Origin of the sequence: Streptococcus cristatus ATCC 51100 (genome assembly GCF_011612585.1) — a bacterium.
Taxonomy (GTDB): Bacteria; Bacillota; Bacilli; order Lactobacillales; family Streptococcaceae; genus Streptococcus; species Streptococcus cristatus_H.
The window spans coordinates 1,498,739-1,521,356 of the sequence record NZ_CP050133.1 but is presented as its reverse complement, the minus strand read 5'-3'; the positions used below and the strand labels follow the sequence as shown (position 1 = coordinate 1,521,356).

Annotated in this window: 22 protein-coding genes, 1 pseudogene and 1 riboswitch; of the genes and pseudogenes, 16 read left to right on the top strand and 7 right to left on the bottom strand. The window is 41.2% G+C overall.

The features are described from left to right. Positions 1-1,350, bottom strand: a complete 1,350-nt coding sequence (gene trkA, locus HBA50_RS07595; RefSeq protein ID WP_045498933.1) for a Trk system potassium transporter TrkA — start codon at positions 1,348-1,350, stop codon at positions 1-3. Between the two features lie 305 nt (positions 1,351-1,655). Between trkA and HBA50_RS07590 the strand changes: the two genes are divergently transcribed. From HBA50_RS07590 to HBA50_RS07550, 9 genes are all read left to right on the top strand, one after another. Further along, entirely contained in the window at positions 1,656-2,165 is a 510-nt protein-coding gene (locus HBA50_RS07590; RefSeq protein WP_045498934.1) for a tRNA (cytidine(34)-2'-O)-methyltransferase, read from the top strand. Between the two features lie 80 nt (positions 2,166-2,245). After that, a riboswitch (FMN riboswitch) is annotated at positions 2,246-2,464 on the top strand. 154 nt (positions 2,465-2,618) lie between these two features. Beyond that, positions 2,619-3,182 carry an ECF transporter S component gene (locus tag HBA50_RS07585; protein WP_045498937.1) on the top strand — a complete coding sequence of 188 codons (564 nt, stop codon included), beginning with the start codon at positions 2,619-2,621 and terminating at the stop codon, positions 3,180-3,182. Continuing rightward, a complete protein-coding gene (locus tag HBA50_RS07580; RefSeq protein ID WP_045498940.1) occupies positions 3,172-3,822 on the top strand; it encodes a phosphatase PAP2 family protein in 651 nt (216 codons plus the stop codon). Before HBA50_RS07585 ends, HBA50_RS07580 begins: the two co-directional genes overlap by 11 nt. Positions 3,823-3,923: 101 nt before the next feature. Beyond that, positions 3,924-4,223 carry an MGMT family protein gene (locus tag HBA50_RS07575; RefSeq protein ID WP_045498943.1) on the top strand — a complete coding sequence of 100 codons (300 nt, stop codon included), beginning with the start codon at positions 3,924-3,926 and terminating at the stop codon, positions 4,221-4,223. 59 nt (positions 4,224-4,282) lie between these two features. After that, entirely contained in the window at positions 4,283-5,230 is a 948-nt protein-coding gene (gene mnmL / locus HBA50_RS07570; protein WP_045498946.1) for a tRNA modification radical SAM protein MnmL/YtqA, read from the top strand. Beyond that, positions 5,224-5,772 (top strand): tRNA 5-(aminomethyl)-2-thiouridylate-methyltransferase MnmM, encoded by a 549-nt coding sequence (mnmM, locus tag HBA50_RS07565; RefSeq protein WP_045498949.1) that lies wholly within the window; start codon positions 5,224-5,226, stop codon positions 5,770-5,772. Before mnmL ends, mnmM begins: the two co-directional genes overlap by 7 nt. A 47-nt stretch (positions 5,773-5,819) precedes the next feature. Then, a complete protein-coding gene (locus HBA50_RS07560) occupies positions 5,820-6,074 on the top strand; it encodes a hypothetical protein (protein ID WP_005590872.1) in 255 nt (84 codons plus the stop codon). A 12-nt stretch (positions 6,075-6,086) separates the two neighbouring features. Beyond that, entirely contained in the window at positions 6,087-8,141 is a 2,055-nt protein-coding gene (locus HBA50_RS07555) for a cation:proton antiporter (protein WP_045498952.1), read from the top strand. A gap of 203 nt (positions 8,142-8,344) precedes the next feature. Then, on the top strand, positions 8,345-9,601 hold the full coding sequence (locus HBA50_RS07550) for an ISL3 family transposase (RefSeq protein WP_045499770.1): 1,257 nt from the start codon (positions 8,345-8,347) through the stop codon (positions 9,599-9,601). Between the two features lie 115 nt (positions 9,602-9,716). On the opposite strand, the gene HBA50_RS07545 is transcribed toward HBA50_RS07550, so the two are convergent. The 3 genes from HBA50_RS07545 to HBA50_RS07535 are packed head-to-tail and all read right to left on the bottom strand — an operon-like array spanning position 9,717 to position 12,090. Beyond that, positions 9,717-10,445, bottom strand: coding sequence for an ABC transporter permease (locus tag HBA50_RS07545; RefSeq protein ID WP_045498955.1), 729 nt, complete (start codon positions 10,443-10,445; stop codon positions 9,717-9,719). Continuing rightward, positions 10,442-11,182 carry an ABC transporter permease gene (locus tag HBA50_RS07540; RefSeq protein WP_045498958.1) on the bottom strand — a complete coding sequence of 247 codons (741 nt, stop codon included), beginning with the start codon at positions 11,180-11,182 and terminating at the stop codon, positions 10,442-10,444. Before HBA50_RS07540 ends, HBA50_RS07545 begins: the two co-directional genes overlap by 4 nt. Further along, positions 11,182-12,090, bottom strand: a complete 909-nt coding sequence (locus tag HBA50_RS07535) for an ABC transporter ATP-binding protein (RefSeq protein WP_008809655.1) — start codon at positions 12,088-12,090, stop codon at positions 11,182-11,184. Before HBA50_RS07535 ends, HBA50_RS07540 begins: the two co-directional genes overlap by 1 nt. A gap of 171 nt (positions 12,091-12,261) precedes the next feature. Between HBA50_RS07535 and HBA50_RS07530 the strand changes: the two genes are divergently transcribed. Then, entirely contained in the window at positions 12,262-12,951 is a 690-nt protein-coding gene (locus HBA50_RS07530; RefSeq protein ID WP_045498965.1) for a response regulator transcription factor, read from the top strand. Beyond that, on the top strand, positions 12,952-14,262 hold the full coding sequence (locus HBA50_RS07525) for a sensor histidine kinase (protein ID WP_045498968.1): 1,311 nt from the start codon (positions 12,952-12,954) through the stop codon (positions 14,260-14,262). Positions 14,263-14,589: 327 nt separating this feature from the next. On the opposite strand, the pseudogene HBA50_RS07520 reads toward HBA50_RS07525, so the two are convergent. Together HBA50_RS07520 and HBA50_RS07515 are read right to left on the bottom strand one after the other, a co-directional pair. Beyond that, positions 14,590-14,994 (bottom strand): annotated as a pseudogene (locus tag HBA50_RS07520) (transposase); the annotation flags it as partial. Positions 14,995-15,079: 85 nt separating this feature from the next. Then, entirely contained in the window at positions 15,080-17,353 is a 2,274-nt protein-coding gene (locus HBA50_RS07515) for an ATP-dependent Clp protease ATP-binding subunit (protein WP_045498971.1), read from the bottom strand. A 241-nt stretch (positions 17,354-17,594) separates the two neighbouring features. Here HBA50_RS07515 and HBA50_RS07510 point away from each other — a divergent pair, with 241 nt between their 5' ends. The 4 genes from HBA50_RS07510 (at position 17,595) to HBA50_RS07490 (ending at position 21,550) form a co-directional block, all read left to right on the top strand. Beyond that, a complete protein-coding gene (locus HBA50_RS07510; RefSeq protein ID WP_005592360.1) occupies positions 17,595-17,825 on the top strand; it encodes a DUF1797 family protein in 231 nt (76 codons plus the stop codon). 139 nt (positions 17,826-17,964) lie between these two features. Then, the gene (locus tag HBA50_RS07505) at positions 17,965-18,819 is read left to right on the top strand and encodes a bifunctional methylenetetrahydrofolate dehydrogenase/methenyltetrahydrofolate cyclohydrolase (RefSeq protein ID WP_045498974.1); all 855 of its coding nucleotides are present in this window, start codon (positions 17,965-17,967) and stop codon (positions 18,817-18,819) included. A gap of 277 nt (positions 18,820-19,096) precedes the next feature. Beyond that, positions 19,097-19,753, top strand: a complete 657-nt coding sequence (locus tag HBA50_RS07500; protein ID WP_045498977.1) for a CBS domain-containing protein — start codon at positions 19,097-19,099, stop codon at positions 19,751-19,753. Positions 19,754-20,008: 255 nt separating this feature from the next. Next, positions 20,009-21,550: an ABC-F family ATP-binding cassette domain-containing protein gene (locus tag HBA50_RS07490; RefSeq protein WP_045498980.1), complete on the top strand. Its 1,542-nt coding sequence runs from the start codon at positions 20,009-20,011 to the stop codon at positions 21,548-21,550. Between the two features lie 120 nt (positions 21,551-21,670). Here the strand turns inward: HBA50_RS07490 and HBA50_RS07485 are convergent, their stop codons facing one another. Further along, positions 21,671-22,096, bottom strand: a complete 426-nt coding sequence (locus tag HBA50_RS07485) for a MarR family winged helix-turn-helix transcriptional regulator (protein ID WP_045498983.1) — start codon at positions 22,094-22,096, stop codon at positions 21,671-21,673. A 62-nt stretch (positions 22,097-22,158) separates the two neighbouring features. On the opposite strand from HBA50_RS07485, the gene HBA50_RS07480 reads away from it, so the two are divergent. Beyond that, on the top strand, positions 22,159-22,593 hold the full coding sequence (locus HBA50_RS07480) for a GNAT family N-acetyltransferase (RefSeq protein WP_045498987.1): 435 nt from the start codon (positions 22,159-22,161) through the stop codon (positions 22,591-22,593). The last annotated feature ends 25 nt before the right edge of the window (positions 22,594-22,618 follow it).

Below are 22,618 nucleotides of genomic sequence, written 5' to 3'. Positions count from 1 at the left end.
CTACCTCTCTAACAAATCGTAAATCTTGTCGATGTTTTGAATCAAGGTTGTCACGATGATCTTATCTCCGACTTCCAAATAGTCATCTCCACTTGGGAAGATGGCTACACCTTGACGAATGATAGCAGCAATCAGCACCCCGCTCCTCAATTTGAGCTGAGAAAGAGGCTGTTCGATCATTTTATTTCCTTCATTGATCTGGAATTGGAGCGTTTCAATCTGACCATTTGCTACATGGTGCAAGGCTTCTAGGCTGGAGAATTGCGCGTTATTCCGTCCGCGGATAAAGTGCATAATGGTATCAACAGCAATCCCTTTTGGCGTGACAATACTTGCGAAGTCTTGATTGTCAATAATCTCGAGGAGACTTGTCCGGTTGATCTTGGTAATGTTTTTTTGAACGCCAAGATTATTGAGGAACATGGAGGTGATGATATTTTCTTCATCGACGCCTGTCAGAGTAGCTATTGCATCGTAATGCGCAGCTCTTTCCTCGAGTAGAATATCTTTGGCTGTACCGTCTCCATTGACCACGTAGAGCTCAGGAAATTCTTGGCTAAAGAACTCTGCCCGCTGGCGATTGATCTCGACGACCTTGAGCTCAATCTTGCTATTTTTGAGAATATTTAATAAATAATAGGCAATCTTACCTGCCCCGATAATCATGAGGCTCTTGATGACTCTTGGCCGGATTTTATTGTGGAAGCGGACAATTTCTGAACGATTTCCAGTCAGGAAGATTTTATCAGATGGCTGCAAGGTGAAATCACCATCTGGAATGCTGAGTTTTCCTTCTCTCTCAATAGCACAGATAATAACGTGAGGGAAATGCTTCCTGAATTGCGAGAGATTCATTTGGCAGAGATAGCTTTCTGGCTTGATTTTAAACTCCATCAAGGTCACTCGGCCATTGGCAAAATGCTCCAATGACAGAGCATTAGGAAAATCAATAATATTGGCAATATAACGAGCAGCTAAGAGTTCAGGATTGACCATCAGAGAGAAGCCTAGAATATTTTTTTCTTTAAAATAAGCATTAGAGTATTCAGGATTTCTGACACGGACAATGGTTTCTTTAGCTCCCATTTTCTTTGCGAGAACGGCTGAAACCATGTTGACCTCATCCTGCTCAGTCATGGCAATAAAGATATCACAGTGGGCAACATCTGCCTGCTCCAAGATTTTAAAATTCGCACCATTTCCAACGATGCCCATAATATCGTAACGTTTTGTAATATGATTTAGAACAGCTTCATTTTGCTCAATTAAAACAACATCATGCTTTTCAGCAACGAGCGAGCGACAAAGGGCGGCTCCGACCTTACCGCTTCCGACGACGATAATTTTCATATTATTCCTCCCGAATATGTATCTATCATACCTTTTTTTATATAAAATTTCATCTATAAATCTCAATAAAGTCGTTTTTTACAGAATAGTAAGCTGTTTCAAAAGAAATCCTACAAAACTCTCACTTTTTGAGGTCATTTTTATTGACTTGTCGGAAGAAAATGATATACTAGGAAAGTACCCTCATTGATTTACATCAAACCTGTTGTGATGTAAGTTAATGATGCCTTAACCACGCTGTTTGCTGAGCTTGACTCCGGGCAGTGTGGCTATTTTTTTATTCTAATGAAAATCAGGGAAAAATCATGTCTCAGCAAAATCATATTGTCCTTTTTGAACCACAAATTCCACAGAATACAGGCAATATCGCTCGTACTTGCGCAGCGACCAATTCTCCCCTCCATATCATCAAGCCCATGGGCTTTCCCATTGACGACCGTAAGATGAAGCGAGCAGGGCTGGACTATTGGGATAAGCTGGATATTAGCTTCTATGAGGGTCTAGATGACTTTATGAAGCAGATGGACGGACAACTCTATCTGATATCCAAGTTTGCCGAGAAGGTCTACTCGGAAGAGAATTTTGCTGCAGAAGGGTCGCATTATTTTATGTTTGGCCGCGAGGACAAAGGCTTGCCTGAGGAATTTATGCGTCAGCATCCAGAAAAGGCCTTGCGCATTCCTATGAATGACCAGCATGTCCGCAGCTTAAATGTCTCTAATACGGTCTGCATGATTGTCTACGAAGCCCTACGGCAACAGAACTTTGCAGGACTAGACTTGGTACATGAGTACGAAGCGGATAAGTTGAAATAAATGAAAAATACTTAAGTTAAAATAATATTGATTACATCAATCAAAAAGCTTGCACTTGCAAGCGTTTTTTGTTATGATTAAAGGGTCTTCAGGGCAGGGTGAAATTCCCGACCGGCGGTAATTTTGACTAGCTATTTTAGCTTTCTCGTCGTTGTCTTGTCGCGATATACTTTAAGTATTATCTTCGACTGCGACGCCTAGATAAATCTAAAATATCTTAGCCAAATAAGTCCGCGAGCGAAAGCTGATGTGGTGCGATTCCACAACCGACAGTATAGTCTGGATGGGAGAAGACGAAAGAATAGCTTTGTCTGTTCTGATAGATTTATAGCTAAACTGTAACCGCTTGCTTTGATGGAGTGAGAGGGAACTTTTGGGATATAAAAAGTGAGAATAGATAGAGGAATCCTTTCTAACTTCTTCTGATTTTATAGAAAATTGGAGGAACCTGTTATGACAAACGCACGTCGACTTTCGACCATTGCAATTCTATCAGCCATCTCATTTGTGCTGATGTACTTTGACTTCCCGCTTTTACCAGCGGCATCCTTCCTCAAGATCGAATTTAGTATCTTGCCAGTCCTTGTGGGCTTGGTGGTCATGGATTTGCCTGCTGCTCTAGGAGTTCTCTTGCTTCGCTCACTCTTGAAACTGCTTCTTAACAGCCAGGGAGTGAATACTTACATTGGTTTGCCAATGAATATTGTAGCTTTGGGAGTTTTTGTCATCGTCTTTGCTTTGATTTGGAAAAAGGAACGGACAACCCTTCGTTTCCTACTAGGCTCTCTAGCTGGGACTATTGGTTTAACCGTGGCTATGTTGGTTCTCAACTATGTTTACGCTGTTCCTTTGTACGCGAAGTTTGCCAACTTTGATATTGGAAAAATTATGGGACTTTCCAACTACCTCATGACTATGGTATTACCTTTCAACTTGATTGAGGGTGTAATCTTTGCTGTTTCATTCTGGTTGTTATACGTCCTCTTGAAACCAACCTTAAAACATTATGAGAGATAAACAAACATTTTTAATGAAGGGCAGTTTTGCCCTTTTACTTTTCGTCATATTAGGCTACATGGTCAAGTTTTATCCAGAGCAGCTAGTTGCCTTTGATAGCCCGATTCAAACTTGGCTGCGAGGAGACTTGCCTGCAGCTTTGACGACATTTTTCAAACTAGTGACCAGTGTGATTGACCCACTAGGAATTATTATCTGGGTTTCTGCCCTTGTCCTATTTTTCCTTTATAAAAAATGGAAGCTGGAAGCTGCCTTGCTGGCAGGAAATCTGGTCTTACATGGGATTTTGATTAAGCTGATTAAACTCGTCTACCAAAGAAGTCGGCCCAGTATTTCACATTTGGTCGAAGAGGGAGGCTATTCTTTCCCAAGTGGGCATGCCATGGCGACAGCCATTGTTGTTGGGACCTTGATTATCATTGTCCAGCAACGGATGCAAAATCAACAAATTAAGCGTCTGGTACAGGGCTTGCTCCTGCTCTTTATCTTGACCATTATGGCATCCAGAGTCTATCTGGGGGTGCACTATCCGACAGATGTGATTGGAGGAGCCTTGATGGGCTTTGCCATTCTCAATATCGAGTTTCCCTTTTATGACAAGCTGCGCTTTCAATGGCGTTTCAGGGGAAAACAGAAATAAACAGAGATGAGGAAGGTTGGCTTTGCCAGCCTTTTTGTCTTGACAAAGAAAGTCTCTTTCTTTAAGATAGGAGCAAGTAAGATCAGGAGGTGGTATCCGTTTTGAATCCAGAAGCCATCAAGTCGGTTTTAGCTCTTGTGGATGAGATTCCCTCTGGGCGCGTGGCGACCTATGGTCAGATTGCTCGTTTGATTGAGCGGCCTAAAAACGCCCGTTTAGTCGGGAAGATTCTCAGCCAGTCGGAGCTTTATGATGGCAAGCATCCTTGCCATCGGGTGGTCAATGCGGCAGGGCGCCTCGCACCAGGCTGGGAAGACCAAGCACACTTGCTCTGGGCGGAGGGAGTAGACTTGAAGGTCAATGGCTGTGTGGACCTCAAGCGTTATCAGTGGGAGGCATGATTTTCTTCTTTCTTAGTGAAGGGGGAAATTTTTGTTTCTAGGCTCCTTTTTGTGGTAGAATGGAAGGTATGAAATCTTACAATGCTTTGAATGATTATTATCGAAAACTTTTTGGAGAAAAGACCTTTAAGGTGCCCATTGATGCGGGCTTTGACTGTCCCAATCGGGATGGCACCGTGGCGCATGGAGGCTGCACTTTCTGTACCGTTTCGGGTTCTGGTGATGCCATTGTGGCGCCGGATGCGCCCATTCGCGAGCAGTTCTATAAGGAAATTGACTTTATGCACCGCAAGTGGCCGGATGTTCGCAAGTATCTGGTTTATTTCCAGAACTTCACCAATACCCATGAGAAGCTTGAGGTGATCCGTGAGCGCTATGAACAGGCCATTAACGAGCCTGGCGTCGTTGGTCTCAATATCGGGACTCGGCCTGACTGCTTGCCTGACGAGACCATCGCCTACTTGGCTGATCTGTCTGAGCGTATGCATGTGACTGTAGAGCTGGGGCTTCAGACTACCTATGAGGAGACCTCGGACCTCATCAATCGTGCCCATTCTTATGAGCTTTATGTGGAAACAGTCCAGCAGGTTCGTAAGCTGGCTCCCAAGACGGAGATTGTCTCTCACTTGATTAACGGCTTGCCGGGAGAGACCCATGAGATGATGCTAGAGAATGTCCGCCGCTGTGTGACGGACAATGACATTCAAGGAATCAAGCTTCACCTGCTTCACCTGATGACCAATACCCGTATGCAACGGGATTACCATGAGGGACGGCTGCAGCTACTCAGTCAGGAGGAATATGTCTCCATCATCTGCGACCAGTTGGAGATTATCCCCGAACATATCGTCATCCACCGTATCACAGGCGATGCTCCGCGAGACATGTTGATTGGCCCTATGTGGAGCCTCAATAAATGGGAAGTTCTCAATGCCATTGAGGCAGAAATGCGCCGTCGTGGCAGCAAGCAAGGCTGTAAAGCAAAGGAGCAGAAATTCGTATGTTAAGACCCTTACAGATGGCTCATGAATTTTTGGCAGAAGTCGTGACCAAGGAAGATGTTGTAGTGGACGCTACTATGGGCAATGGACATGATACCCTTTTTCTGGCTAAGTTGGCCAAGCAAGTCTATGCTTTTGACATTCAGGAGCAGGCTGTGGACAAGACTCGCCAGCGCTTAGCAGAAGCTGGCATGGACAATGCTCAGCTAATCTTGGCTGGCCATGAGACTCTGGACCAATACACAGACCATTTCAAGGCAGCGATTTTTAATCTGGGCTACCTGCCTTCGGCGGACAAGTCTGTCATTACCCGACCAGATACGACGCTGGAAGCTTTGGAAAAGGTCTGCCGAGGCTTAGAAAAAGGTGGCCGTGCAGCTATCATGATTTACTACGGGCATGAAGGTGGTGAAGTTGAAAAAGATGCGGTGCTAGACTTCGTCAGTCAGCTGCCCCAGCAGGACTTTACTGTCGCCCTTTACAAGACCATCAATCAGATTAACAACCCGCCTTTTTTGGTTATGATTGAGAAATTAAAAGGAAAATAAGGATTCCAAGCTTGCTAAAAACTTTCTAAGGAATCATTTGGAGAAAAATGGACAAACAATATTTGCATGAAAAATTGGCTGGTTTACGAAACAAATACGTCGAGTCTGCCAATGAAGAAATGACTGTTGGCCTTTTGGACGAGGCCAAAATGAATAAAAAAATGCTGCGAATCAAGAAAAAATTGGTGAATTTAGAAATGGAGCGTTGCCAAAAGATGATTGAGCACCGCGACCTATCCAAAATTGATCAAAAGATTTCAGCGCAAAAAGAATTGTTTAAAGAGTGCTGCCAGCAAAGATAAAGGAGGTTCAAAGTGGAAATCCTTCTCTACACGATTGTTTTTTTGCTCTTATTGGTTGTATCGAATGTGACTAATCGCTTGCTGCCCCAGCTTCCTTTACCTCTAGTGCAAATTGTGCTGGGAATTTCGCTTGGTTTTCTCCTTCCTCAGGGGAAATTTCATTTAGATACAGAGCTATTTTTGGCCTTGGTAATTGGGCCATTGCTCTTTCGGGAGGCTGAGGAAAGCAATATTACCAGTATTCTCAAGCACTGGCGAATCATTTTGTATTTGATTTTTCCAGTTATCTTTATTTCAACGCTTGGTTTGGGCTATCTGGCTCATCTTCTCTGGGCTGCTTTGCCCTTGGCGGCCTGCATTGCCGTAGGAGCTGCTTTGGGTCCGACAGACTTGGTTGCCTTTGCTTCCCTATCAGAGCGTTTTTCCTTCCCCAAGCGGGTGGAAAATATCCTAAAAGGAGAGGGATTGCTTAATGATGCTTCTGGTCTGGTTGCTTTTCGTGTGGCTCTTTTGGCCTGGACTACAGGAAGTTTTTCCCTAGGAAAAGCTAGTATATCCTTAGTTCTTTCCATTATCGGTGGTTTTGCCATCGGGATGGCCAGCGCAGCTCTTAATCGCTGGTTGCATAAACTGCTGATGAGTGCCCAAGTATCAGATATTGCTAGTGAGCTCTTGCTGGAGCTGAGCCTACCCTTGGTTACCTTCTTTTTAGCGGAGGAAATCCATGTTTCAGGGATTATCGCAGTGGTCGTCGCAGGTATCTTTAAGGCTAGCCGCTTCAAGCGGATAACACTTCTGGAAGCCCAGGTGGATTCGGTTACAGAAACCATCTGGAATACAGTGAACTTTATGCTCAATGGTTCTGTCTTTATCATTTTAGGGATCGAACTGAAGATGATTGCAGAGCCAATCTTAAAGAGCCCAATTTACGATAATCTCTTGCTACTCGTGAGCATTGTCCTTCTGACTTTCTTACTCTTTGCCCTTCGGTTTCTTATGCTGTTCAGTTTTTACTTCATTCGAATCAGAAGATTGCACAAGAATGTTGGAAACTACCTAAAGGAAATGCTGCTGCTGACCTTTTCAGGTGTCAAAGGAACTGTCTCCATTGCGACTATTCTTTTGATTCCGAGCCAATTGGAGCAAGATCATCCTTTGTTGCTTTTCTTGGTAGCAGGTGTGACCTTTCTTAGCTTTCTGACAGGTTTGCTCACTCTTCCTCATCTGTCTGAGGAAAGAGAAGAGGAAAACGAGCACCTCATGCACATTGCTATTTTAAATGAAGTGGTGAGTGAGCTGGAAGCAGGCCTTAAGCAAACCAAGGCTAAGGCACCTCTCTATGCGGCTATTGACAATTACCATGGTCGTATCGAAAACCTAATCCTTGAACAGGAAGATAAGGCCACTCAGCGAGACTTGGCAGCTCTGAAATTATTGATTTTGAGTATCGAAAATGATGGTTTGGAGCAAGCTTTTGAGGAAGGAAAAATCAGCGATCGTAGCTATCATCTTTATCAGCGTTACCTACATAATATTGAGCAGGACATCAATCGAAACTTAGTTTCTCGATTTACCTATATGTTTCTCGTTACACTGCGCGTATTGCGCATGTTGCTCCATGAAATCGTCACTCTTGGTGCCAGATGGCGCTCTTGGAGGCAAGGTGGAGCTAAGCATCTAACTGCTGAGAATATGGAGGATATAGCAGAGCTTTATCTGTCCAATACCGAAGTCATTATCGAAAGTTTGGAACATCTAAAAGGTATTTATAAGCCTTCTCTAATTACTTTTCTGCAGGAATCTCGACTAAGGGAAACGGAGATCATCGGTAGTGGTGCCTTCGTCGAGCGTGTTATTGCGCGATTCAAGCCCAATAACATCTCAGAAATAATCTGGGGCTATTATTTGGAGAGAAAAATTATCTTTGAATACGAGAAAAAGAAATTGATCTCAAGTAGCTATGCTAAACGCCTGCGCCAAAATGTCAATAATTTAGAAAATTACTCACTGAAAGAAAGAGCCAATACTCTACCTTATGACATGGTTAATTACGCTAGAGAGCGCTAGAAGATAAGGCTATCCAGTGAGCTCCACTAAAAATTAATAGAATTCAAAAAGAGAACAGAATACTTTATCCGTTCTCTTTTTGGGCTCTATAATTTCTGTAGTGGGTAACACCACTGTAGGAATTATGGAGCCTATTTGTTGTAGAAAAAAGTCCCATAAGACTTATAATGAAAAGCGACCAAACCATCATTAGAAAGACTCTTATGGAGCAATTAAATTTTATCACAAACTTACTCGGAATAAAAGACCCTAACATCACTATTTTAGATTATGTAGATGCTGGTACACATAAAGAAATCATCGCTAAGCTAGATTACCCCGCACCTAAATGCCCTCACTGCCAAGGACAAATGGCTAAATATGATTTCCAGAAAGAATCAAAAATTCCCTACCTAGAGTGTGCGGGATATAAGACATTGATTCGGTTGAGAAAACAGCGCTTCCGCTGTCAGGATTGCGGAAAAATGGCTGTCGCAGAAACTTCTTTAGTCAAGAAAAACCACCAAATCGCAACCATTGTCAAGCAGAAAATCGCCCAAAAATTGATCGAGAAAGTCTCTATGACGGCCATCGCTGAAAGCTTAGCAGTTTCCACGTCAACAGTCATTCGTAAGTTGAAAGAATTCGAGTTCACAACTGACCTCAACTACCTTCCAGAACACATGAGCTGGGATGAATACAGCTTCAAGAAAGGTAAAATAAGCTTCATTGCACAGGATTTTGATTCAAGAAGGATCCTAGCTATCTTAGATGGGCGGACACAAGTGACCATTAGCAATCATTTCCTTCGTTATTCTAGACAGGTGAGAAGTCGCGTGAAAGTCATTACCATGGACATGTTTAGCCCCTACTACGACTTGGCTAAACAACTTTTTCCAAACGCTAAAATCGTCCTCGATCGCTTTCATATTGTACAACATCTCATCCGGGCTATGAGCCGTGTTCGTGTTCAAATCATGAATCAATTGGATCGAAAATCACACGAGTACAAGGCAATCAAACGCTACTGGAAACTGATCCAACAAGATAGTCGGAAACTAAGTCATAAACGCTTTTATCGCCCGACTTTTCGCATGCACTTGACCAACAGAGAGATTCTGGAAAAGTTGCTCTCGTACTCTCAAGAACTAAGGGAACATTATGAGCTCTACCAACTCTTACTCTTTCATTTTCAAGAGAGACAAGCTGAACATTTCTTTGGTCTCATTGAAGAAAGAATTGCTTGTATAAATCCTATCTTTCAGACTGTTTTTAAGACCTTTCTTAAGGACAAAGATAAAATTATAAACGCTTTAGAACTGCCATACTCAAACGCAAAACTAGAAGCTACGAATAATCTCATCAAGGTCATCAAGCGCAACGCTTTTGGCTTCCGAAACTTTGACAACTTTAAAACTAGAATTCTCATCGCTTTGAATATTAAAAAGGAGAGAACCAATTCGGTCCTCTCCAGGGTATGACTTTTTGGGAACCCACTACAGTTGACAAAGAGCTCACTTTTTATTTGCTGATCATTAATTGTATAATAATTACGATAAATCTTCGCTTTCTTCATGTTTTTCACTATAAATGAGATTAAATAAATCTCTTTTTAAGCTGTCTAACTGCTAAGGTATAGAAGACAAAAATATAAGCACTATTGACAACTAAGAAAAGGATAAATTCAGATAAGGTAAAAGGGACTAAGGAACGAGCTCGATCACCAACAGCAATCTGAGCATAAGGGAAAATTCTAAAAAGACCTTGTCCAATAAAGAGGGTCATAAGTCCTGCCATAGCCAAAATAGCTGATATAAGAATAGGCACTGCGAAATTTTTTAAGCGAATACTAAGAAAAATTTGAATGGTGACAATAGTAATGGTTGCTAGCCAACCTGTGATAGACCAAAGCAAAAAGTCCAGTAGATAATTTGCAAAAGGTACCTTCAAAACCAAAGCGCTGATAATATATAAGAGAAGAACTATCAGTTGACTAATAGCCATGACTAGTGATAAGCTGGTGATTTTTGATAAAATGATACGATTGGCCTTAACCGGAATACTTAATAAGCGCTGCCAGTTTTTATTACTTTCCTCGAATTGACAACTGATGGAACAGATAATCCCGATCAGAATAGGAGTAAATACCTGCGAGGAATAGAAAACTGTTTGTCCCCAAAGGACGCGAGCTTGTGTACCATCTAGGAGCACCTTTTGATTGAGAGCGTAAATCATTGCTCCCAATAAGGACCCAACAAGGTTAAAGAAGATTAGCGTTATCGGAATAGCACTTTTTTTGATTTTTTTAAATTCAAAAGTAATCATAATAGATCCGCCTTTCCAATGAGTTTTTTACTGGCAAAGATGCTTAAAAAAATGATAAGCAATAATACGACTAATTTAAAGGGATAAGCATTATCGTATTGAAAAAGATAAGTGTTAGTTCCAGCCACCCGTTTAGCGATTCCCATCATAGAGAAATATTGCCAAGGAATGAAAATACGAATAGGAACTGGTAACGCACCGATACCTACAAATGACAGGAAGGAACCAATTAAGCCTGTTACTACTGTCACACTTGGCTTTGGATAGATAAAAGCTAAGCAAAGATGTAAACAAGACAGAAAGAGACAAACCAAAAAAGTTGTGAACAAAAAGAGACTCAATGAAACAGGTGTCACACTGACCTGCATGCCTTGAATAATAAATTTCAGAAAAAGCGTTTGAATCAAACTGACAACAAAGGCAAAAATAGCCATCACAGTCAATTTAGCTTTAAAAAGTTGCCAAGGACTTTCGTTACTGGTTTGCAAGAGTTTAAAAGTTTTGCCTAGATGTTCCAATTCCAGTAGTCTAGACGCTAAAACTGCAATGAAAAGTGGCAAAATAAAATCATTCAAGTAAGTCATGGTATAAATGGCATTATAGGCCTCATGTGTTTTAGGTAATTCATATTTGATAACAACGCTACTCCAAATCAAGCCCACTGCTACAATAGCAATCAAAGATAACAAGAAAGACCGTCTTTTTAGTTTGATAAATTCTAATTGTAAATTCAGCATTACAAGACACTTCCTTCCCGTCCTGTCATATCAAGGAAAACATCTTCCAGCGATCGACGAATCATACGAACTTGATAAATATCAACATTATTTTCAACTAAGAGTCGAATAGCAGTGGCTATATTAACTTTATTGTTATCGTTGATAATCAATTTTGGGTCATCATCCAAATTAAAACCATTGAACATTAGTATTCTTTTAGCAGTTACATCATCACTGGTCTCAAACAGATATTTTTCATCTTCTTCAAGGTCAGATAGGTGGCCTTCAAAAAGTAATTGACCATGATTGATAATGCCAACAGTTGTAGCCATCTGTTCAATTTCTGAAAGAATATGGCTAGAAACGATGATAGTCATATCGTATTTTTGTGGTAAAGACTTGATAAGCTCACGAATTTCTTGAATACCGGCAGGGTCTAAACCATTAGTTGGCTCATCCAAAATCAGTAATTTAGGAAATTTAACAATAGCTAACGCAATTCCTAAACGTTGTTTCATGCCTAGTGAATAGTTTTTAACTAGCTTGTCTTTTTGATCGAAAAGCCTGACAATCTTTAAGACTTCATCAATATTTCTTTTTGGTAATTTAAGCAATTTTTGGATAATTTCAAGATTTTCATAACCGGTCAAATTAGCATAGTAAGAGGGCTCTTCAATGAGGGAACCTACATTTGAGAGGAGTGATATTTGATTGCTATTAAAGGTTTTGCCAAAGAGCTTAATGGAACCATGGCTTGGTTGCAACAATCCTAAAAGCATTTTCATAGCAGTACTCTTACCAGCACCATTTGGTCCTAAAAAACCATAAATTTCATTTTTTCTAATATGAATAGAGAGCTGATTAACGGCTACTTCACCTGAAAAATCCTTACTTAATTGGTTGGTTTCAACGATATAATTGTTCATTTGTTTTCTCCTTTAAAAATCTTAGAGTGATGTTATATCCTTTCGCTATTTTTATTATAATGAAACTCCTTTATTTTAACCTGTTCATTACTTTAATTCTTCCTTAATTTTTACTTTAAAGTCCTTGACTAAGGAAGCAATGTGTTATACTAGTCTTGTTGAGGTAATAGTATGAATTATAAAGAAAAGAAGATTTTAATTTTAGACGATAACCCAGAAATTTTAGAAATGGTGCAAGAATCATTGATCATTGCTGGGTTTAGCAATCTAACAAGTGTACAATCACAAAAAGAAGCTTTGGAGCAATTTGAAGAAAAATCTTTTGATTTAGTTATTTTAGACATTATGCTGCCTGAAGGATCAGGATTTGAAGTTTTAAAAGGTATCCGTAAGACTTCAACGGTTCCTGTTTTGTTTTTGTCGGCAATCTCCGATATAGAAAAACAATATCAGGGCTTTGAGCTAGGGGCAGATGACTATATTATCAAGCCTTTCCGCCCAAGAGATTTGGAGCTGCGTATTCTTTCCATCTTAAAAAGAGCCTATCCCGAAAAGGAAGATACCCTTGTTTTGCCTGCTTGCCAGGTGCATTTTAGCCAAGCCTTGATTACCAAAGGAAAACTAGAGATTCAGCTGACAGCTAAGGAATACAGTATTCTTAAGATCCTATATGATAATAAGAATCGCATTGTCACTTTTGACCAACTCTTAGAAAAGGTCTGGGGATTACAATACCAAGGCTATGATAATACCCTAATGGCTCATATTCGTAAGATTCGACAAAAGATTGAAGCCAATCCTTCTAAACCAGAAAGCTTAATAACGGTTAAAGGTTTGGGTTACAAACTAAAGGTGAATTAAATGGATACCGTTAAATTTTTTACTAAGTTATTAACCAGGTATGTTCTATTAATCTTGGCTTTAATCATAGGACTTGTTTTTGTTTATGGTTTGGTTTTCTCAGCCTATTTTAGTTTCTATGGAAAGGAAAAACCGGAACTACTTTACACTAAAATCGCTCAATCGAGTCAAGAGAATAATTTCAATTTTGATAAAAGCAGCAAAATTGAAATGGATAAACAAAATACTTGGGCTATGGTACTGAATCAAGATGGCAATATTGTCCAATCTTATCATTTACCTAAAGGACTCAAAAAGCATTATACGAATGCTGATATGGTTAAATTTTCACGTTGGTATTTAGAAGATTACCCTGTTTTCTCCTATGTACGTGGTCAGCAAATTTTAGTTTTGGGCTATCCTAAAAAGCATTCCTTAGCAAAATTTAATTTCTATGCTAATACGCAATTTATTAGGAATTTTCTCAGTTTGGGACTTGTTTTCTTGGGTATTATTCTTTTACTTATTTTTATTCTTTTGAGCCGATCAAAGTTGCGTATTAAAAAGGAGATGGAGCCGATTATTACTGCTGTCACTTCTTTATCTCAAGGTCAAAATATCGTTCTTAAAGAAAAGGGAAATTTCTCTGAAATTAAGACGGCTCTCAATGAGACATCTCATATTTTGGAAGAAAGCAACACGATGAAAGAGCAATGGATTAGAGGGGTCAGTCATGATTTACGCAATCCTCTTATGCTCATATCAGGTTATAACAGTCAGTTAGAGCAGCAATATGGCAAAGGAAAGCAGACAGAGGAAATTGAAAATCAGATTCAAACTATGAAAGAAATGATTTCTAATCTCAATATGAGCTACTTATTGGATAACCAAAAGCGTCACTCCGAATTTTCCAATCTTGATTTGGTTACTGTCCTACGAACAGTAATTGCCGATATATTGAATAATTATGAAACAATTACACTTCATTTTGATTTGCCTGCCGAGACAGTGTTGGTAAAAGGAGAGGTAACTTTATTAGCAAGAGCTTTTAGAAATCTCTTACTTAATAGTATTATGCACAGCGGCTCTAACCAGATTGATCTGACTTATCAATTATCTGATAATAAAGTGCTCATCGTCATTGCGGATCAAGGAGATATTACAGCTCAAAAAATTACTGAGCTAAATCAAAAATCAACTAATTATGAATCACATGGTATGGGAACAGTTATCACCAAACAAATTATTAAATTACATCAAGGTGAAATTGTTTTTTTAGACAATCATCCAGGCTTAAAAGTCACCATTTCTTTACCTTTAGTAAAGGAATAATGACCTGCCCCTAAGAACAAGCTTACACTTAGAACACTAACCATTTAGAGCATTGCGACACATTATTTATCTTCTAAATATTTCTAAATGCTATTTTTGGGGCAAAGTATTCTTTCGTCTAATCATCGTAAATTTTTGATAAATAAGTAGCAATACTATTCTATTTATCAAAAATTTTTCTGTTATACGCAAAAAAAGAGTGAACAAATAAAGTTGCACTCTTTTACTGTTAAAATGTTTTGTCAACAACTATATACGAATTACACTAAAAACGCTTTAGATACTGTCAATAATTATGTGTAAACACTCAAGTAGAGTTATGGAGTGCTAATCAAATAAGCTTTCAAGTGTGTCAGAACATTGACCAAACCCTTTATGGATTCGTTGACTTTGCTTGAAATTATAATCTTCAAACAAAGTAACTAAGTAACGGTCCAGGGCTTCTTCGTTAGGAAAAAGAACCTTCTTTTTCGTTTGACGTTTAATTTCTTTGTTGAGAGACTCAATGAGCTTTGTCGAATAAATGCTGTGCCAAATTTGGTAGGGAAACTAGAAAAAAGTTAAAAGATTATCCGTATTCTCCAGACTTTCTATGACTTTCCTATACTTTGGCTTCCATTCAGCGATAAAGTTCTCTAAAGCTTGTACTGCCATTTCTAAATTTTCAGCACGATAAATCGTTTTTAATTACCCTAGAATAACCACTCGATTAGATCGTTTCACCTTACTAGCCCTTTTCATCAACCCACTACAGTTGACAAAGAGCTCCTTTTTGCTTTGTTTTAAAAAGTTTATCAAGACGCAGAGTTAAAGTCAGTTAGCTTTGGCTTTCATCGGGCTTGGTTTTTTCTGCTTCAGCCTTTTTGGCTGACTTGATGAGAATCTTGCCATTGCTGGTCATGATAGCTTTGAGCTCTTTTTCGCTTGGATTTTCCAGATAGAAGTCAGTAATAGCATCTTCGATATGGTCTTGAATGGTACGGCGCAGTGGGCGAGCGCCCATTTTTGGATCGTAGCCTAGGTCAACCAATTTTTCCTTGACCTTCTCAGTAACATCCAGATGAATGTCGTTGGTTGCCAAGCGCTGGTTGACATCGTCCAGCATGAGGTTGACGATCTGCAGCAGATTGTCCTTGCTGAGTGGCTTGAATTCGATAATGCCGTCGAAGCGGTTCATAAACTCAGGACTGAAGAAGTTGCCCAGCTCACCCAAGACGGAATTGGTGCGGCCTTCACGCGCCGCTCCAAAGCCAACGCTGGCTTCAGCCTTGCCCGTTCCGGCATTGGATGTCATGATGATAATGGTGTCTTTGAAGCTGACAGTCCGACCTTGACCATCGGTCAAGCGGCCATCATCCAGAACTTGTAGGAACATGTGCATAACATCAGGATGGGCCTTTTCCACCTCATCCAACAGAATGAGCGAGTATGGATTGCGGCGGACTCGCTCAGTCAACTGGCCAGCTTCCTCATAGCCGACGTAGCCTGGAGGGGCACCGACCAGTTTGGCCACGCTGTGTTTTTCCATGTATTCACTCATATCAAAGCGAATCATGCTGTCAGCAGAGCCAAAGAGCTCAATGGCCAGTTGCTTAGAAAGCTCAGTCTTACCGACACCAGTTGGTCCGACAAAGAGGAAGCTTCCGATTGGGCGATTAGGACTTCCTAGTCCGACCCGGTTGCGGCGGATGGCCTTGGCAATCTTATCCACAGCATCATCTTGGCCGATGACGTGGGCTTTTAAGTCGCTGGCGAGATTGACCAGTTGAGACTGTTCCTTTTCTTTGAGATCGCCAACTGGGATATTGGTCTTTTGCTCCACGATATGCTCAATGGTTTTCTCACTGATAATTGGGATATCGTTATCCAGCACGCTCGTCTTTTGGAGTTCCTTGTATTTGGCAATCTGATCGCGGAAGTAAGCCGCTTTTTCAAAGTCTTCGTCACGAGTCGCCTGAGCCTTGAGGTTTTCGGCCTCAATCAGACGCTGGTCAATAACCTTGGGATCAACAAAGTTGAGGGTCAGATTCATCTTAGAGCCAGCCTCGTCCAAGAGGTCAATAGCCTTGTCTGGCAGGAAGCGGTCTTGGATGTAGCGGTTGGAGAGAAGTGCCGCAGCTTCAATAGCCGCATCTGTGTACTTGACGTGATGGTAGTCTTCGTATTTTTTCTGAATTCCTTTGAGGATGGTAATGGTTTCCTCTACTGTTGGCTCGTCGACCTTGACTGGCTGCATGCGGCGCTCGAGGGCTGCATCCTTCTCAATGATACGGTATTCATTGAGGGTAGTAGCCCCAACCATTTGGAGTTCTCCGCGAGCCAGAGCTGGTTTGAGGATATTTCCGGCGTCCATATTACCATCGCCAGCAGAACCCGCTCCGACAATTTCATGGATTTCATCAATGAAGAGAATGACATCTTGACGAGAGCGAATCTCGTCCATGAGCTTCTGCATCCGCTCTTCAAATTGACCTCGGATACCAGTCCCTTGTACTAGGCTGACAACGTCCAGGCGGATAACTTCCTTGCCTTGGAGTTTATGAGGTACATCCCCATCCACAATCTTCTGGGCTAGGCCTTCGACCACAGCCGTTTTTCCGACACCGGGCTCTCCAATAAGGACAGGATTGTTTTTGGTGCGGCGGTTGAGGATTTCAATGACACGAGTAATCTCTTCGTCCCGACCGATGACAGGGTCAATTTCTCCTTTACGGGCGATCTCAGTCACATTGATACCAAACTCTTCTAGGAGACCTTTTGGCTTTTGCGGAGCCTGTTGGCGTGCTCCGCCTCCATGATTGGAATTGCCACCATAGCCACCGCCACCGTAGCCTCCTCCAGATTGAGTTGGCGGGATATTTGGATTTGGTTCTTGGGGTTGTTGAAAATTACCAAGACTGTTAAAGAAATCGTCAATAGGATCAATTCCTTGATTGTTAGCCTGAGTCAGCCCTCGAAAAAGGCTATTGTTAGGGTCAGTTTTCATAATTTGATAGCAGTTTTGACAAAGGTCAATCTGCTGCTTGTTTCCGTTTACATTTGTATAGAGATGGATGGTTGATTCATTGATTTTACAATTTTGACAAAGCATATTCTACCTCTTTCTTTGGCCGTAGATCCACCTATTTTTAAATGGTCAAAAATAGTCAAAGTATTATAGTTTCATTATATCAGTATTCTTGCACAATGCAAGAATTTACTACAAAATCCTCCCTGAGACTGATTTTTTGAGAAATTATAGCGCGAAAAAGATAAAAAAATGGTCTTTTACTGGTATTTCAGTTTCTTTTTATGGTAAAATAGGAGAGAAGCAAGTAAATAGGAGAAATAAAATGGAATCACATTTAGTTAGAATCATCAATCGTTTGGAAGCTATGGCCAAAGATGGTGGAAATTTAAAACGTAATTTTGAACGTGAAGGAGTAGTTGTTGCCGAAGTGGCGTACAGCTACGACGAAGAAAATGGACCAATTTTTACTCTGCGTGATGTGGCAGCGCGTGAGACTTATACTTTCGATAGTATTGACTTGATTGCCATGGAAATTTATGAATTATTATACTAAAAAGCAGGCTTCTGCTTTTTTATTTTGCTCGTCAAGCTCAGTCTTTAATCTTATAACTTTATATAAGAAAAATGTATAAGTGGGACAGAAGGATTTCTGATATAATGAATAAATATAGTGAAAAAGAAATGAGAAAAGAATGGCAAACATTATTGACGGGAAAGCTTTAGCAGAAAAGCTTCAAGCGAAACTTGCAGAAAAAACAGCAAAGTTAAAATCAGAGACAGGTCAGGAACCTGGTTTAGTGGTGATTTTGGTGGGCGACAATCCAGCCAGTCAGGTTTATGTGAGAAATAAAGAGCGGTCTGCACTAGCTGCAGGCTTCCGCAGTGAAGTTGTGCGTCTGTCTGAGTCAACAAGTCAGGAAGAATTACTGACCTTGATTGCTAAATATAATCAGGATCCAGCTTGGCACGGAATCCTAGTCCAGCTTCCTTTGCCAGCCCATATTGATGATGAAGCGGTTTTATTAGCCATTGATCCAGACAAGGATGTAGATGGCTTTCATCCAACCAATATGGGGCGACTTTGGTCAGGACATCCCTTGATGATTCCTTCTACACCAGCAGGAATCATGGAAATGTTCCGCGAATATAAGGTGGACTTGGAAGGCAAGAATGCGGTGGTGATTGGTCGTAGTAATATTGTCGGTAAACCTATGGCTCAGCTTCTGTTGTCTAAAAATGCGACCGTTACTTTGACGCACTCAAGGACCCATCATTTAGCGAAAATTGCAAAGAAAGCTGATATTTTGGTGGTGGCTATCGGACGAGGACACTTTGTAACCAAGGACTTTGTCAAGGAGGGAGCTGTCGTGATTGATGTCGGTATGAATCGGGACGAAAATGGCAAGCTGATTGGTGATGTTAAATTTGACGAAGTGGCAGAAGTGGCTAGTCTCATTACGCCGGTTCCAAAAGGGGTCGGGCCGATGACCATTACCATGCTAATGGAACAGACTTATCAGGCCTTTGTTAGAAGTTTAGAGAAATAATAGAAAAATAGCATTTGGCTGATCTATTTCTTCTTTCAATTGTTTTTGGTCATCTTGTCGCTAGTGGTATTAGACAAGAAACTATAGAGATAGGCTAAAGCGAGGTTGGGTCAAATATTCCCCCTCGTTTTCTCATAGGCGAATCTAACTTTTTTATAGGTAGCCTGCCTGATTTTTCTAAATTTTGAAAACATAAGAGAAAACCGTGAAAGCGTTTGAAATTAGTTGGAAAATACAGTATAATAAGATTAGAAAAAGAAACTAGAGGAGGCTTCTCATGGCAGTAAAAGATTTTATGACACGCAAGGTTGTATACATTAGCCCAGACACAACGATTGCGCATGCGGCAGATATTATGCGCGACCAAAAATTGCACCGCTTGCCCGTGATTGAAAATGATAAGCTGGTGGGCCTTGTGACAGAAGGAACAATCGCAGAAGCAAGTCCATCAAAGGCAACGAGCCTATCTATTTATGAAATGAACTATCTTCTGAATAAAACCAAGGTAAAAGATGTGATGATTCACAATGTCGTTACGATTTCCCAGTATGCTAGTCTGGAAGATGCGACTTATTTGATGCTGAAAAATAAAATTGGAATCTTACCAGTTGTTGACAATGAGCAGGTCTATGGAATCATTACGGATCGCGACATTTTCAAAGCTTTTCTAGAAGTTTCTGGTTATGGCGAAAAGGGCGTTCGAATGCGCTTTGTCACAGAAGACGAGGTTGGTGTCCTATCGCATATTATCGCCTTACTTGTCGAAGAAAACCTCAATATTTCAAACACTGTTAATATTCCTCGTAAGGACGGTAAAGTTGTCATTGAGGTACAAATTGACGGAGACATTGACTTGGTTTCCTTGAAGTCCAAGTTTGAAGCACACAATATAAAAGTAGAAGATATTACCCGCACTAGCGCAAAAGTTTTATAAAGTTAGAGAGAGTGGGACAGAAATCGGTAATTCGTTAGAATTCGATTTCGTCGTCCCACCTCCGCACAGTTGAGTAGGGCTGTAAAAGCTGATGAAATCAGCGTAGTAGAGCCCACTCAACCATTGCGTCTTGCTCGACAATCCAAAGACAATTGAGAGGCTAGGACTTTTGTCCCAGCCTCTTTTATTTTCTTGCCAATTGGCTTCCTAAGATGGTATAATCAAGGAACTGCAATCAATGATAGAGGAGAAAAGATGAGTATTTTAGAAGTAAAAAATCTCAGCCACGGTTTTGGGGACCGGGCTATTTTGGAGGATGTATCCTTCCGTCTGCTCAAGGGAGAGCATATCGGTCTGGTTGGTGCCAACGGTGAAGGGAAGTCGACCTTTATGAGCATTGTGACGGGCAAAATGTTGCCGGACGAAGGTAAGGTCGAGTGGTCCAAGTATGTGACGGCTGGCTATTTGGACCAGCATGCTGTATTGGAGCAGGGCCAAACTGTCCGCGATGTGCTGCGGACAGCTTTTGACGAGCTGTTCAAGACTGAGGCCCGTATCAATGAAATCTATATGAGCATGGCTGAGGATGGAGCGGATGTGGATGCCCTGATGGAAGAAGTAGGCGAACTGCAGGACCGCTTGGAGAGCCGGGATTTCTATACGCTAGATGCCAAGATTGACGAGGTCGCACGGGCTCTGGGCGTCATGGACTACGGTATGGAAAGCGATGTGACAGAGCTATCTGGCGGACAGCGTACTAAGGTTCTCTTGGCCAAATTGCTTCTGGAAAAACCGGATATCCTGCTCTTGGACGAGCCAACCAACTATCTGGATGCGGAGCACATTGATTGGCTCAAGCGTTACCTCCAAAACTATGAAAATGCCTTTGTCCTGATCTCCCATGATATTCCTTTCTTGAACGATGTGATCAATATCGTCTACCATGTGGAAAATCAGCAGTTGACCCGCTATTCTGGGGATTATTACCAATTCTTAGAAGTCTATGAGATGAAAAAATCTCAGCTGGAAGCAGCTTATGAGCGTCAGCAGAAGGAAATTGCAGACCTCAAGGACTTTGTAGCTCGTAATAAAGCTCGTGTGGCGACCCGTAATATGGCCATGTCTCGCCAAAAGAAACTCGATAAGATGGACATTATTGAGCTGCAAAGTGAGAAACCAAAACCATCCTTCAATTTCAAGCCTGCCCGTACACCTGGCCGCTTTATCTTCCAAGCCAAGGATTTGCAGATTGGCTACGACCGGCCTCTAACTCAGCCTCTTAACCTGACTTTTGAGCGCAATCAGAAGGTGGCTATCATCGGGGCAAATGGGATCGGAAAAACCACTCTTCTTAAGAGTCTACTAGGTATTATCCCACCAATCGCTGGGGAAGTCGAGCGCGGAGACTATTTAGAACTGGGCTATTTCGAGCAGGAAGTGGAAGGCGGCAATCGTCAGACACCGCTCGAAGCAGTTTGGAATGCCTTTCCAGCTCTAAATCAAGCAGAAGTCCGAGCGGCTCTGGCTAGATGTGGCTTGACTTCCAAGCATATTGAGAGTCAGATTCAGGTTCTTTCAGGTGGCGAGCAGGCCAAGGTCCGCCTTTGTCTTCTCATGAACCGAGAAAATAATGTTCTGGTTCTGGACGAGCCGACCAACCACCTGGATGTAGATGCTAAGGAAGAGCTCAAACGCGCTCTGAAAGAATACAAGGGCAGCATTCTCATGGTTTGCCACGAGCCTGATTTCTATGAAGGCTGGATGGATCAGATCTGGGATTTCAATCAACTAACTTAAAAAGCTATTAAGGCGGTTTTGCATGCAGAGACGAGGGTGTCTTCTCAGTTACTTGCAAGCAGCCGCTTTTAATAGCTTTAGTTTTTAGTGTCAAATAGTTGCAAATGCAACTATATTGTGTTATACTTCTTCTTGTTGGGAGCTCTGAATTTTCTGTAAGATATGATCCAACTGAAAGAGTTCAGATGAAGTCAGTTTATGCAGACTAGCCTGAATATATCTGTCCTCGTAGCCAATCAGCTTATCATATACTTTTAGTGCAGGAGTCAGTGGATAGAGCTCCTTGAACTTCTTGTTTTGAGCTTTGGTCTTTTTGACAATCAAGCCTCTTTCCTCCAGCTTTCTTAGAGACCGGCTTAGGGTAGTCTTGTCAATCTGAACCAGCTCTGCCAGCTGGGATTGATGGATGGCAGGATGTTCAACAATGCGAGTAAGAATGAGAAAGAGATTATTATCAAGCCCGTATTGGCTAGCTTCTTGGTTCATTCTCATCATGGCTTGACGAGAGATGAATCCCATTTGACGAAATAACTGACGATAATCCATAAGAACTCCTTTGATAGTTGCATTTACAATGATTATATAATAAAGCAAGGACGGAAACAAGTATGTGGTATAAAAAATATTTGCAAGAGTTGGACACGCTAGAGTTTTACAAGCTTTTAAAACTGCGAATCGATATCTTTGTCGTCGAGCAAGAGCGAATCTACCATGAATTGGATGAAAAAGACTTAAAAGCTGTTCACATTTTTCATGTTAATAAACAAGAGGAAGTAGAGGCCTATGCTCGCGTGTTTGAGGAAGATGAAAAAGTCGTTTTTGGTCGACTTGTGACGGCCCCGTCAGCCCGGGGAAAGGGCCTAGGGAATAGATTGGTAGAGGAAATCTTGCTTCTTTGTGAGAAAAAGTGGCCGGGAAAAATGATTGAGATTGAAGCTCAGGAACAAGTCATGGGGCTTTATGAAAAATTCGGCTTTGTAAGTCAAGGAGAACCCTTTATCTTTGAATCGACGCCTCATATCAAAATGATTTACAAAAAATAAAAAAATCCAGTTGAAAAACCGCTCA

Coding starts and splice junctions, on each gene's coding strand:
- trkA (WP_045498933.1), bottom strand. CDS start 1,350: ATGAAAATTATCGTCGTCGGAAGCGGTAAGGTCGGAGCCGCCCTTTGT.
- HBA50_RS07590 (WP_045498934.1), top strand. CDS start 1,656: ATGTCTCAGCAAAATCATATTGTCCTTTTTGAACCACAAATTCCACAG.
- HBA50_RS07585 (WP_045498937.1), top strand. CDS start 2,619: ATGACAAACGCACGTCGACTTTCGACCATTGCAATTCTATCAGCCATC.
- HBA50_RS07580 (WP_045498940.1), top strand. CDS start 3,172: ATGAGAGATAAACAAACATTTTTAATGAAGGGCAGTTTTGCCCTTTTA.
- mnmL (WP_045498946.1), top strand. CDS start 4,283: ATGGAAGGTATGAAATCTTACAATGCTTTGAATGATTATTATCGAAAA.
- mnmM (WP_045498949.1), top strand. CDS start 5,224: ATGTTAAGACCCTTACAGATGGCTCATGAATTTTTGGCAGAAGTCGTG.
- HBA50_RS07560 (WP_005590872.1), top strand. CDS start 5,820: ATGGACAAACAATATTTGCATGAAAAATTGGCTGGTTTACGAAACAAA.
- HBA50_RS07550 (WP_045499770.1), top strand. CDS start 8,345: ATGGAGCAATTAAATTTTATCACAAACTTACTCGGAATAAAAGACCCT.
- HBA50_RS07545 (WP_045498955.1), bottom strand. CDS start 10,445: ATGATTACTTTTGAATTTAAAAAAATCAAAAAAAGTGCTATTCCGATA.
- HBA50_RS07540 (WP_045498958.1), bottom strand. CDS start 11,182: ATGCTGAATTTACAATTAGAATTTATCAAACTAAAAAGACGGTCTTTC.
- HBA50_RS07535 (WP_008809655.1), bottom strand. CDS start 12,090: ATGAACAATTATATCGTTGAAACCAACCAATTAAGTAAGGATTTTTCA.
- HBA50_RS07530 (WP_045498965.1), top strand. CDS start 12,262: ATGAATTATAAAGAAAAGAAGATTTTAATTTTAGACGATAACCCAGAA.
- HBA50_RS07525 (WP_045498968.1), top strand. CDS start 12,952: ATGGATACCGTTAAATTTTTTACTAAGTTATTAACCAGGTATGTTCTA.
- HBA50_RS07515 (WP_045498971.1), bottom strand. CDS start 17,353: ATGCTTTGTCAAAATTGTAAAATCAATGAATCAACCATCCATCTCTAT.
- HBA50_RS07510 (WP_005592360.1), top strand. CDS start 17,595: ATGGAATCACATTTAGTTAGAATCATCAATCGTTTGGAAGCTATGGCC.
- HBA50_RS07505 (WP_045498974.1), top strand. CDS start 17,965: ATGGCAAACATTATTGACGGGAAAGCTTTAGCAGAAAAGCTTCAAGCG.
- HBA50_RS07500 (WP_045498977.1), top strand. CDS start 19,097: ATGGCAGTAAAAGATTTTATGACACGCAAGGTTGTATACATTAGCCCA.
- HBA50_RS07490 (WP_045498980.1), top strand. CDS start 20,009: ATGAGTATTTTAGAAGTAAAAAATCTCAGCCACGGTTTTGGGGACCGG.
- HBA50_RS07485 (WP_045498983.1), bottom strand. CDS start 22,096: ATGGATTATCGTCAGTTATTTCGTCAAATGGGATTCATCTCTCGTCAA.
- HBA50_RS07480 (WP_045498987.1), top strand. CDS start 22,159: ATGTGGTATAAAAAATATTTGCAAGAGTTGGACACGCTAGAGTTTTAC.